This is a genomic window from Candidatus Sarmatiella mevalonica, assembly GCF_016751895.1.
GTDB classification, from domain to species: Bacteria; Pseudomonadota; Alphaproteobacteria; order Rickettsiales; family Rickettsiaceae; genus Sarmatiella; species Sarmatiella mevalonica.
In genome coordinates this window covers 1-12287 of the sequence record NZ_JACVVM010000037.1, presented here as the reverse complement: position 1 = coordinate 12287, position 12287 = coordinate 1, and the positions used below count along the sequence as shown (strand labels likewise).

13 protein-coding genes and 1 pseudogene are annotated in these 12287 nt (G+C 37.3%); 7 read left to right on the top strand and 7 right to left on the bottom strand.

The window, feature by feature from the left end; genetic code table 11:
* The 6 genes from Sarmat_RS06715 to Sarmat_RS03905 form a co-directional block, all read left to right on the top strand.
* The coding region (locus tag Sarmat_RS06715) for a hypothetical protein (RefSeq protein WP_207187035.1) at nt 1-211 on the top strand (211 nt) is incomplete at its 5' end.
* Nucleotides 186-455, top strand: a complete 270-nt coding sequence (locus Sarmat_RS03925; RefSeq protein WP_244127131.1) for a GNAT family N-acetyltransferase — start codon at nt 186-188, stop codon at nt 453-455. The genes Sarmat_RS06715 and Sarmat_RS03925, both read left to right, overlap by 26 nt.
* The gene (locus tag Sarmat_RS03920) at nt 404-886 is read left to right on the top strand and encodes a hypothetical protein (protein WP_202149523.1); all 483 of its coding nucleotides are present in this window, start codon (nt 404-406) and stop codon (nt 884-886) included. Before Sarmat_RS03925 ends, Sarmat_RS03920 begins: the two co-directional genes overlap by 52 nt.
* Nucleotides 883-1323, top strand: coding sequence for an NUDIX domain-containing protein (locus tag Sarmat_RS03915; protein WP_202149522.1), 441 nt, complete (start codon nt 883-885; stop codon nt 1321-1323). Before Sarmat_RS03920 ends, Sarmat_RS03915 begins: the two co-directional genes overlap by 4 nt.
* Entirely contained in the window at nt 1316-2260 is a 945-nt protein-coding gene (locus tag Sarmat_RS03910; protein ID WP_202149521.1) for a GNAT family N-acetyltransferase, read from the top strand. The genes Sarmat_RS03915 and Sarmat_RS03910 overlap by 8 nt, the downstream gene beginning before the upstream one ends.
* Nucleotides 2261-2375: 115 nt before the next feature.
* Complete coding sequence (locus tag Sarmat_RS03905; protein ID WP_202149525.1) at nt 2376-3341, top strand: IS481 family transposase; 966 nt, start codon at nt 2376-2378, stop codon at nt 3339-3341.
* A 22-nt stretch (nt 3342-3363) separates the two neighbouring features.
* Here Sarmat_RS03905 and terL read toward each other — a convergent pair whose 3' ends face one another.
* From terL to Sarmat_RS03885, 4 genes are read right to left on the bottom strand one after another with little or no spacing between them, the layout of a single operon-like run.
* Nucleotides 3364-5022: a phage terminase large subunit gene (terL, locus tag Sarmat_RS03900; protein ID WP_244127128.1), complete on the bottom strand. Its 1659-nt coding sequence runs from the start codon at nt 5020-5022 to the stop codon at nt 3364-3366.
* A 6-nt stretch (nt 5023-5028) separates the two neighbouring features.
* The gene (locus tag Sarmat_RS03895) at nt 5029-5268 is read right to left on the bottom strand and encodes a hypothetical protein (RefSeq protein ID WP_202149520.1); all 240 of its coding nucleotides are present in this window, start codon (nt 5266-5268) and stop codon (nt 5029-5031) included.
* 37 nt (nt 5269-5305) lie between these two features.
* The gene (locus Sarmat_RS03890) at nt 5306-8071 is read right to left on the bottom strand and encodes a sodium:solute symporter family transporter (RefSeq protein ID WP_202149519.1); all 2766 of its coding nucleotides are present in this window, start codon (nt 8069-8071) and stop codon (nt 5306-5308) included.
* A gap of 22 nt (nt 8072-8093) precedes the next feature.
* Nucleotides 8094-11156, bottom strand: coding sequence for a hypothetical protein (locus Sarmat_RS03885; RefSeq protein WP_202149518.1), 3063 nt, complete (start codon nt 11154-11156; stop codon nt 8094-8096).
* A 224-nt stretch (nt 11157-11380) separates the two neighbouring features.
* On the opposite strand from Sarmat_RS03885, the pseudogene Sarmat_RS06865 reads away from it, so the two are divergent.
* A pseudogene (locus tag Sarmat_RS06865) lies at nt 11381-11500 on the top strand (IS481 family transposase); the annotation flags it as partial.
* Nucleotides 11501-11568: 68 nt separating this feature from the next.
* Here the strand turns inward: Sarmat_RS06865 and Sarmat_RS03875 are convergent.
* From Sarmat_RS03875 to Sarmat_RS03865, 3 genes are all read right to left on the bottom strand, one after another.
* Nucleotides 11569-11823, bottom strand: coding sequence for an IS630 transposase-related protein (locus Sarmat_RS03875; RefSeq protein ID WP_202149516.1), 255 nt, complete (start codon nt 11821-11823; stop codon nt 11569-11571).
* 59 nt (nt 11824-11882) lie between these two features.
* Entirely contained in the window at nt 11883-12023 is a 141-nt protein-coding gene (locus Sarmat_RS03870; RefSeq protein WP_202148994.1) for a transposase, read from the bottom strand.
* Nucleotides 12024-12045: 22 nt separating this feature from the next.
* A partial coding sequence (locus Sarmat_RS03865) for a transposase (protein WP_202148995.1) occupies nt 12046-12287 on the bottom strand: 242 nt, incomplete at its 5' end.

Here is a 12287-nt window from a genome sequence, read left to right as displayed (position 1 = left end):
CATGCCAAATAATCTTAAAAAAACTCTTGGATGTTTAGCAATTTTACTGTATCTTATCATTGTGTATAGTCTCTTGTTGGTTAAAAATCAAGTTCTATACACGCTTTATAAAAAATATCAATCCCTCCCTGTAAGTAATTTCCAATTCTATATACTTACGCAAGAGGTCTATTTATACCGATCAATTGTGGGTACATCCGGCTCATCGTAAGAATGGTTTGGGGCGTCAACTGATGGAAGCGGTTCATGATTATGGCCGTAAGTCAGGATGTTCTATGGCAACTGTTGCCACAATTAGCTTTCAAGGCGCAAAAACATTCTATCAAAAGTTAGGATACGTAACTGATTTTGAGAGGCTGGGCTATACGCAAAATTCTAGCTGCCATTTTATGAGGAAAGAGTTATGCATGAATTTGTGCATATCATTAAAGGAACACCTTTCTGGGTCTGGTTAATATTAGCAGAAGTATTATTCATTGGCATTATAGACTTAAGGCCAAAGACTTTGCGTCTATCGAGCCTCTTTATTATTCCCGTTATACTATTGGCAGCGCAATATCAAACGCTTCTTTCAGATGATGCTTTGGTATTTTGTCTTGTAATTATGGGAGGCAGCATAGCAAGCTTCTTTATAAACACAGGAAATACAACAAAGGTTATAAAAGAATGGTCAATTGAAGTGCCTGGGGGTTATGGAACGCTTATAGTATTGCTTGCCTTTTTTATTGTTAAATATTATTTTGGCTATTTAAAGTCGACAGATCCAGACTTGTTCCTTAAATACTCTATTATTGAAAGTATAATAAGTGGATTATTTTCTGGCTATTTTATAGGACGGGCACTCGCGTTTACGTATCAATATTTGAAGGTTGCAAAATCATCATGATGATAATACCACATTTAATTTTAAGAAAAGATAGCAAAATTCTATTAACAAGAAGAAGTAAGACTAACAAAATTTGGGCTTCACATTGGCATTGCGTGACAGGAAGTATTGAGGCAGGTGAATCACCAAAAGAAGCCATTATGCGTGAAGCTGAAGAAGAAATCGGGATTAAGCTTAAGGATGCGACTTTAGAAACAACAGTTTTTCTGATAGAAAAAGATTATTTTGATTCTATGAAAAAATTTTATGCATTAGAACTGTTTTTTGTTAGTGATTTAGGCGGCGCTCAAGAACCGACAAATTTAGAGCCTTCACAGCAGGATTCTCTAGGGTGGTTTGATCCATATAAGTTACCGGAACCCATGATCCCAGGAGTAGCTTTTGGCATCAAAAGTTACCTTAACAATCAACGTTATGTAGAGTTTAGAAATGTCTAAAGAAATCCAAGTCGTTCCCTATGATCCAAATTGGCCTCATATTTATGAAAAAGAGGCAAAGCTTATTAGGCAAGCCTTGGGTGGTAATTGTTTAGCAATTAACCATATTGGCTCAACGGCGGTACCTGGTTTAGCAGCTAAACCTAAAATTGATATGATTGCTGTGGTAAAAGATGGAGAGATCTCTATCCCTCAACTTGAAAAAGCCGGATTTGCTTATAAAGGCGAGTGGAATATTCCGTTTAAATTTGGATTTACCAAACGCGGCCAAGATGAAATAAATCTCCACGTTTTTGAAGAAGGTCATCCAGAAATTGAACTTAATATTCTTTTTAGAGACCATTTGCGTTCAAATCCTCAAAGCCTTAAAGAGTATGCGCAAATTAAAGAAACGCTTATTGAGGACGAGGCTTCATTTCAAAAGCAAAAAGGCAGCATGTTCAGAGGTTATAATTTAGGAAAAGATCGCTTTATTCGTCAGATTTTAAAAACGAGCGGATACAACGGACACAGATTCTTGAAAGTAACTCATATACAAGAATGGGAAGGTTATCATCGTATTCGAAAGACAGAAATATTCGATCCTATTGGAGTTGTTTATGATCCTCATCATCCAAGCGTCACGGCGAGCAGCGCCTATCACTTTATATTGTGTCATGGAATAAAAGTTCGGACGGTTGCTCATATTGAATTTCTGAGTGAATCAGATGCAGCGCTCCGCTCCCTTGCAACAGATGCCAGATTTCAACGCCAAGGCTATGGGGCAGAAATGATGTTTCTGCTTGAAAAGTGGCTCAAAAGACAAAATATAAAAGTACTCAAAATGCATAGTCGTCTTAGTGCTGAGCCTTTTTACAGAAAATTAGGCTTTCTGGAAATGCCGTTTGACGATCCTTCTATTCAAGAACAATACGTCGATCTCGGGAAAGTGTTATGAAAAATCAAATCACGAAAACAACTCTTACTCCAGAACTAAAGGCGTCGATCTCGTGTTTGATCCCAGAGAATAATGGTGTATATTATGAAGAGAATAATTTATGGAGAAAAATCTTATGGGACAAATATTACACGCGAATGCCAGAACAACGGAGGCAATCCGTAGAGAGATCCGTGATAGTAAAGAGAGCATAGAGAAAGCGGCTAAAAGATTTAATGTTAACCCAAAAACAATCATCAAGTGGAGAAAAAGAGAAGATACGAAAGACCTTCCGATGGGTCCTAAAAAGATAAAATCCACAGTACTTTCTGAGGCTGAAGAAGAATCTATAGTCGCATTCAGAAAGATGACAGAATTACCTTTGGATGATGTATTGTATAGCTTACAAGAAACGATTCCATATTTGAGCAGATCAAGCCTTCATCGTTGCTTAAAGCGTCATGGCTGCTCTGTATTGCCTAAAAAACAAATATCTACCTCTGCTGATAAAAAGAAATTCAAGCAATATCCTATTGGTTATTTTCATATAGACATTGCAGAAGTAAGGACAGCTGAAGGCAAATTATATCTATATGTAGTAATTGATAGAACATCTAAGTTTGCTTATGCAGAACTCCATAAAAGCCAGACTAAGATGATTGCCGCAGAGTTTTTACGTAACCTTATTAAAGCTGTACCTTATAAAATACATAAGGTGCTCACAGATAATGGGATTCAATTTACCAATCACGATCATCATAAAAATGCTTTTACTCATATATTTGAGTGTGTTTGCAATGAGCATCAGATAGAGCATAGAAAGACTAAGATCAAGCATCCTTGGACTAATGGGCAGGTAGAGCGAATGAACAGAACGCTCAAAGAAGCAACTGTAAACAGTTTCCATTATGCATCTCATGATGAGCTAAAACAGCATCTGCATGCTTATTTGATGGCTTATAACTTCGCTAAACGACTTAAAGCCATCAAAGGTAAAACTCCTTGGCAATTTATATTAAATCAGTGGACAACTCATCCTGAATATTTTATACTTAATCCTAACCATTTCTTACTGGGACTAAACACTAAAAATGAAGGATGAGTTATGTATTGATAAACATCCGTTAAAAAGATCTAATGCGCGCGATGCAGTTCATTTTCTTCGCTTCAAGACGCATAAAAATTAAAAATTGACTAAAAGCATCTATAATATCATCATGCTTCGCATAAGGGAAATTCTCTATTTCATACAGGATAGTTTCTATATGAGGCGCATTTTTTGGTAGTAATATGTTTCCACTTTGAAAATCGAGGATAACAGAAGAGAAGCGCGTGATTTTATCTAGTTTTGGCTTGAAAGGAGCTATAGCCTCGCGCCTGACCTGTTCTTGCACCAGCATATCCTGAATTAACTGCTGTCCACTGCCTTTATCTTCTATAATTACGAATCTTGGTGCAAACGCTTGGTAGGTTTGTACTGCTAGCTGTTTTAAATTAGGATAGGTTAGTTTATCGCGCAGAATCTGAAGTAAATAAAACCTATCATTATGTACGCCAAAAGTTAGGCATACACTATAGTCGGAGTCCTGATTAACCTTGATGGCAGTGTCCCAGCTTTGAGCAAAAAAATCGAATTTCGTTGGTAACTCATGCACATCGTAAAATACTATTTCTTTTCTATGGAGTAGCGAGTAACGTTCTTCTGGTGGTTGTTGCAGATATTGCGTGCAATAATTTATATATCCTATTTCTGATATCAGGTTTTCTATATTAACGGGAGTTTCGTGTTCGTAGAGGCGAGAGTTGGCTTTGTATATCACTTCTTCCGTCGTTTTACGAATATCTAATTGATGTTTTTGATAGTATGGTATACTATAGCGAATTTCTTGCGTGGTGCTGTTGGGAATTATTAACTTTTCCCACCCAGGAAGGTTACTTAGATATCCAGCAAGATCTTGGCTGTGCAATCTTTGCATAATCAATATTATCACCCCATTCTTCTTGTCATTCAATCTACTAGCAAAAACCTGCTCGAACCATTCTATAGCCCTATTGCGTGTTTTGACTGAATGTATATGAGCTGGGTTGTGCGGGTCGTCAATAATTAATATATCTCCCCCTTCCCCAGTAAGAGTGCTACCTATAGAACTTGCCATTCTGAAGCCATGCATAGTGGTGAGAAACTTATTTTTTTGGTTTTGTTTTTTACTGATGATTGTGTTTGGAAAGATACGTTGATACCACGGCGATGCCATCACGAATCTGCAGTCTAGTGAGTGTTTAATACTAAGAGCCATACTATAGCTTGCCACGATAATTTTTTTTGTTGGCTCATGACCCAAAAGCCACGCCGGCCATGCTACGCTCACGCTGGAGGATTTAAGGCAACGAGGTGGTATGTTAATTATTAATCTTCTTATCTCTCCATTAGTGAGCGCTTGGAGATAGTGTGTGATTAGATCTATATGCCAATTTGCCTCATATTCTTGGCTACTATTGAGGTGGTTGAATGTTTTATGAATAAAGCTGTTTAGATCTATTCTGAGTATAGCATCTAATAGTTGAATTTTCTGTTTAGTAGCTATATTAGACCCCTTGCATAACTCTACTCCTGATGACAACTGCGCGTTCCTATCGATGCGTGAATCCTCACGTATTTCATGTACGCTGCGGCTCTGTGCTTCGTATGTTCCTAGCATTTGCCCATCATGAGCGAGTTGGGCAAGAGGTTTATTGTTATGTTGCATAAAAGTATTGTGATTTTGCACCGAATTTTTATGCATCTTAACCTAATGTTGCTGTTTAACTAATAAGAGAGGTGTTGAGTATGGAAAAATAGACCCCTTGCATAACTCTACTCCTGATGATAACTGCGAGTTCCTATCGATGCGTGAATCCTCACATACTTCATGTACGCTGCGGCTCTGTGCTTCGTATGTTCCTAGCATTTGCCCATCATGAGCGAGTTGGGCAAGAGGTCTAATAAAAGAAAAGTGGCGTTTGCTAGGCGCCCCTTCGCTTTTGAACAAATATCTAGTCTTGTTCAAAAATTTTATAGATACGAATTTACAGGAACTTATAAATAATTTTTAAGTCTGATGATTCATCGGCTTGAAATTCAACTGATCCACCATAACTTTCTACTATTTTTTTAGCAACTATAAAAGACAAATCATATCCTTCGAATGCATTAGTTTGCTTAATATCTACTATGTTTGTATTAAGTAAATATTCCAAGAACTCTCGTTTTAATTTGCGCTGAGTAGATACTTCTAACAATGCAGTTTTATCATCTTGATACAAAGCACAATGCACTTGAGAGTTCGTTGATATGTACGAGAGGTAGTGAATGATATTTACAAAGGCTTGAGTAATATACTCGCGTTTACAGCTAATGCAAATATTCGGGTCAACTTTTGAAGTGTATTTTACCTCTGGATAAGTAACCTTATGATTTTCAATCGCTTTGGCGAGCACGTCAGAGATATTCACCTCCTGTGTATCATACAAGAATGCTTTGCCATCGCATATGATACGCGCCATCAAAATCATGCTATTTACATAACAACTCAATCTATAAATGCCCCGAAAAATAAGCGAGAGGCTCTCTTGTATTTTTTCCTGACTCATGTTCATGAGGTTCGCTGACAACAAGTCTGACCCAACGTGTGCGCTGGTGAATGGGGTGCAGGATTCGTGCTGTAGTCTTTGCGTGAGTAATGTTTCATTGTGGATATTTTGAGCGATGTTATTACTTAAATTTTTCAATTGATCTTTTAAAGTTTGTAGAACACTGAGGTTTTTATCCCAAGTTTTTTGCTTAGGTCTAGAGCCTATTAGCAAGCTACTCATTAACATTATGAAAATATAGAAAACACTTAAGTTTGCGCTATGGAAATAGAAGCCACAAAGATCAATGCAATATAGTTGATTATTTAGAACTAATCCAGTCATAGTAACTATAGAAAAACCTACTAAAAAACATTTCCATCCAACAAGATTAGTAACTATCATTATACTAAAAAGAAATGAAATTAATTGTATGTTATCGAAACCACTTAACAAGAGAGCTAAGAGATTCACGAAAATTAGAGAATAGAAAAGATTAGCATACCAAGCAAAAGCAAAGATGGAATTATAGTACCACTGAGACCTATAGTATACCCTAAAGAAGCAGAGCGCAGAGCAAGTAATTGCTAGCGGGCCAAACCATTGAGTTAAAACCGGATAGGTTTGCAGCGTTGTGTTTGTTAAGCTATAGAGAGAAGCTGAGGTTGCAATAAAAGAGAAGATACTAGTCCAAAAAACCTCAGAAATACTAGAAGGTAGCAGTGACATTAGGTATTGGCGTAGATTAAACTCTCTGCATTTTGCATAGAATTGCTCCATTCTTCTATGTCGCAACATGTAATATACCTGCATGGAGTGATCTAACTTCATAGGCTCCCACTGCTGCGGACATTTTAAGAGTTTATGCATCGTTACTGCGACACATCCATTTATTAAATAGCAGAAAGGCATGGCAGCGACGAACTCATATCCTAATTGGAAGTGGGCAAACATGATACAGAAAAAACCTGTGCACATTGCAATAACTACTGGACGAGACTCTGATCTAAATCCAAAGACTGACAGCAAAAAGACCGGCGAAACTATTGCTTGGTAAATAGAGAAGACCGTGTTAATCTGCTCTATCAGTGTTTTATCTTGCATGCTGAGTACTAATGCCAATGCGCCTATTACCACTGATATACAGCGCGCTACTTTTAGTTCGTTTTCAGGCTTTAAGCTCGGAATCAGATCTTTGATTAAGTCATTAGTAAGCAATACAGCGGTGGAGTTAATTATCGAATCTGCAGTAGACATCATCATAGACGCTACTCCAACTAACACGCATCCACGGATTATTGGGTTTGAGTTTTCAAATAACACATATTGCACTACATGATCTGGGCTGAGGCTAGGATTATATGCCACAAGCAGTAGACCTATGAAGCACATAGTGGATATGATAAAAAAGCTCATAACAAAAGAGAATAGATAAGCCTTTCTAAGCTGAAAGGTATTGCGACTCATCGCGATTCTCTGAAAGCTTGCCGGTGATCCTGCGGGTATTAGATTGAAAATGATGAGTGCTATACACTCATATAATCTACCATCGTGTGGGTCTAATAACTTACTCACATTAAATGCTTCATTGGTATGAAAAACATTTACGATATCTGATACGCTATTGATGTTACTAAAGACGAAAAAAGCCAAGGTTGGAATAACGGTACCAAAAGTGAGAAGTTGTATTACGTCTGTAAAAGTGACGGATCTGATGCCGCCAAGAGATGAGTATAAAACGGTGACAATCGCTGTTAGAAATACACCGTAGGTTGGGTTAATACCAAGACTATATTCGAATAATTTAGCGCCTACAGCAAACTGCACTGCAATCATACCTGATGATGGTATGATGGCGCAAAAGGCGGTAATGAGCTTTGGTATTCTGCCGAAGAGAGAGTTTATTGCGTCAGCTACAGACATTTTGCCAAGAATCCAGTAATACCTTTTGGATAACCAGAAAAGTAACAGGAATATGAGTATATCGCCTATTGCGTAAGATAACACGAACAACCCCTCGGCATAAGTGCTCGAGAGGTAAATAAAAAAATCAGAACCAGAAACACTAGTCGCCACTATCGTTGCGGAGATAGTGAGAGAGCTAAAGTTCCTATTACCTAGCGCGTATTCTTTGAGAGTTTTGATGTTGCGGCTAGAGACTAACCCTAGAGCAATCGTAGCAACCAAGAATGACACGAAGATGATGAAATCTATTTGAAACATATGTTGACTCTACTATTTAATATTAGATCTTAAATTGAATTTTAATTAGAATCAGGCCAAAACTATTTTCGATCAACATAGTACCTTTATTTTCTTGTACTATTTCTTTGCATAAGATAAAATCGAGGGTCTCAGCCTCAATGCCACGGTAATTAACCAAACCAGTGGTATCGAATTGATTAACGTAATGCAAATTTTTCGAATGTCCAGTGAAACCTACATAAAAATGTATATAATTTTGCTTTTTTTTTAAGAAAACATATATTTCTTGCTCTTTTTTATCCAAAGATATAGCTGATAGTAACGTATTTAAGAAAATTTGTGATATTTGTTGTTGGTTACATTTGAAGAAAATTTTATTTTCTATATCACTTTTAATTTTGAGTTGTTTTGGGTTTTGGCGCAAAATCAGACTTGTCTGTAAGCTGTCGCGCAATAAAAGACTGAGATCGTGCATCATGTAAGAACTTTTCTTATGATTCTTCTTATGACTCGTAAAAACTCTTGATGCGTTTAAGATATTTTGCACATAAAAACACATTTGGGTTGTCAAGTACTCCGTGGTATTGAGTATGGTACTAAGTTTATTTTTATCTATATTTGCATCATCTTGAGTAATGAGATGATATAATTCTGAGTTGAAGACATCTAGTATTCGAGATTGTTTATAGAGCACCTCCCTTTTTACATGTTTTTTAATGCTATACTCTGGCGCGATGCTAGACTGTAGTTTAGTAATTCTAGTGTCTAAAGAATCAATAAGGGTAAGCGGAATTTCTGACCACTTGTAACTTTTAATAAAAGTTATCATGAATATTATGAAACTTGGAATAGAATAAATTGCAAAAGTTTGACGCGTATCGAAATTCAATGAATCGCACCTCGAGAGAATGAAGAGTAAGTATGCAAAAAGAGATGTTATGAGTATGCTTTTTGGTACTAGATATCCAAAAATCAAAACATTTGTGAGAAAAACCAATAGTTGATAATTAGCAAAGCGCGAGATATACAGCATGCACATCGCGCTACCTAATAGCGACCAAAAAAGCACTGAGTACCACAAAATATATCTTATTGGTATAAGTGTAGATTGATAGTTCCGCCATACAGCGAGAATGACTGTGAGAGTTGAAAGAGTGTAGATGCTAGGGATGATGCACGACACAATGGCGTGATTTTTGAAGACAATATTACCTAAGTTAGCGATTGCAAGAGAGGTGGAGATAATCGAGAAGCAGCTCACGTATATTATTACATAATTTTTAGGATAGTATTGCTGCGCCACGTCTGCTAGAGCTAAGCGTATGCGTTGCGCCCATTGTATAACTGCATAGTATAGTTGTTGATAAAAATTAGAGGGGTCACTAGCCTCTGTTTGCGACTCTACCGTCGATTGCGACCGTGCCGTCGTTGTTGATGTTCGCGTTCCTTGTACTTCATTTACTCTTTGGGGTTCCGCACTTTCATTCGCTCTTTTTGTTCGCTCCTCATGAGCGAGTTTTGTAAAGTGGATAATGTATTTTAACGAAATAGATGAGAACGAGATGTATGCGTTTTGCATAAGAGATAACAAGTGCTCCTTTATTCTCGCAAAACATAGTAAACTTACAGTGCATAAGACAAAAATTAACTGCCATCCTAAGTGCGAATAAAGACCTATGACCAAGAGATATTGAAAGAGTATGATATATGACCGTAGTCTATTAAGATTTTTTGTTTTATTCACCCCCCAGCCAATAAACGCTAAGAGAATGGTGTTGGTACATGCTATATATCCAAAGTAGATGATGCAGAATAAGTTGATTAAATAGTATTGCAGCTCGGCGTTTATTTTTAATATTAAGAGCGCTGAAATGAGTATAATTACTGCTAGGGTATGCACTGAATATTTCGAAATACCTAATTGCTTAGGCAAAAGTTCGCAAATTAGATTGATGCGCGTTGTAGCGCTATCCAGATGTAAAATAATATTGATGAGCAGTAAAGCGATGCATGATAGTAATGCTGCTGGATAAATAATGCTAAAACGCTCAAGATGACTTAATAATGCAGTAATATCTTGAGTGGGAATGTGTATGCTAATAATTAGCGACGCGAATAGTAGTATGATCATCGGAATGAAAACGTACAGTGTATGTTTTCTAATTTTCTCAATGTTACCTAAGCTATGAGCTGAAGAAAAAAGAACTGGGGTAATTTTTGGAGTGATGAGTGCCAACAACAATAGAGGGTTTGTTTTGAGGCATAAAAAGAGCGTGGCTTTTACTCCTAGCAGTTGGTTCTTGAGATATGAAAGATCGTATAATAGATTGGCATAAGATGTAATGTGAAGAGCGAAGAACGTCATGGATATCATCACTACTAATACGACGATAGTAGTGAGGTGACGAAATACATCTATCTTATTTATGCTAAATAATAAAAATATGGAAAGAGTAAATAAGAGGTTTGTGTAATAAACATCAATACAATACACTGCTAGTATCAGTTGAAAGATTTTTAGCAGGATGCAGATGATTGCGATAGAGAAAGCGATTGAGAAAATTTGCAGTATACATTCCTTCTTTTTGCCATTCAGCCAATGAAAGGTATAGCTATATGAAATATCGACCTTTTTAAAATAAGAGCAGGTGGAGCTTAGCAGAGTGATGCCAATTATCGCTTCCACTATAGAACACAGCGCAACAATCTCGAATAACTGTATATTACTTAAGTTTTGCAAAGCTTGGAGTTGTAGGTGTTTTAAGCATACAAAACTACATGCGCAATTAATCGCAAGTGAAGCAATGATTTGAAAAGAAAAAGAATGCCAATATCCACAGTTTGCCGATGCGTCTACAGCATTTGTGGCATGAGCATTTTTAGCTGGCCCTGCGTTCGATGCTGGTTGCGCTATTGTTGCTAATCTAAAGCCTTCGTACGTCCTAGTATTCTCGGAGTTTGTCGCGTGCTCTCCTTGTAGTTGCTCCTCATGAGTAAATTGCGCAAGAGGTTTACTGAACGCTTTGGTTTTAAAGGATAAGCGTAATGCTACTGCAGTTAGTGCTAGTAGGTATAATAAAATTAAGATAGGATTCCAGTCCATGTATTAAATTCTCATATGAAACATAGGATATCTAGGTAGGATATGTGCTTGATATATCCCTTGCCAAGGATTTAATCATAAACCAGAGATAGTTGCAATCTATTTTTTGATATTAAAGAGTTCGTAGATATTATACCTGCTGCATAAAGCCAAGAGAGTAATACTTTTGTATTAGGTGTTTGATCCCAGAGAATAATGGTGTATATTATGAAGAGAAAAATCTTATGGGGCAAATATTACACGTGAATGCTAGAACAACGGAGGCAATCCGTAGAGAGATCCGTGATAGTAAAGAGAGCATAGAAAAAGCGGCTAAAAGATTTAATGTTAACCCAAAGACAATAGACCTCTTGCATAACCTATTCCGTGGGGTAATTTTGTTGTCAAAACTCCTTTGCGCTCCTCACATACTCTAGTATGCTGCGGCGCTGTGCTTCGTATACTCCTCGCATTTGCTCATCATGAGTGAGTTTCGAAAGAGGTCTAATACCTCTTTATCTAGCTTCTTCCATGGCCTATCTCTTTTGTTGCTGCTCTCTATTTTTTTGCTCCATCTAAATACTGCTGCTCTTGATATCCCAAATCTTAATGCTACTTCGCTAAATGAAAGCCCCTCCTTTTCCTTTACTTCTAATACCTTCTTACGAAAATCTATTGAATATGTCATGTCATCTTTAATATAAGGGTTATTGCTTTCACTTTACTCCCTCTTATATTTAGAACCAGTCACGCAAAACATTTAACTAACCTATTCAGCATAATTTTTGTGAAAGCTAATTGAACAAAAGCCTTAGCGGATGAAGGGGAAATCTCATAATCCTTGGACAATCTTCTGAAATTACCCAGCCACGCAAACGAGCGTTCCACAAGCCACCGCCATTGCTGAACCTTAAACCCCCCTCGTTCCGTCTACCGGCTTGACAATGCTCAGCAAACACCCCTGCGTATGCGCATAAAACCATTTTTGTAAATCACCTTGATACCCCCGATCTGCTAAAACTTTTACCAGCCTCGGAAAGTTTTGCTTTAAGCCAAATAGGACTTCCCTAGCACAGTTGCTGTCATGGGGCGTCGCACTATGAACGTCAATGCTCAGCGGATAGCCCAAGGTATCCACAACAATATGGCGCT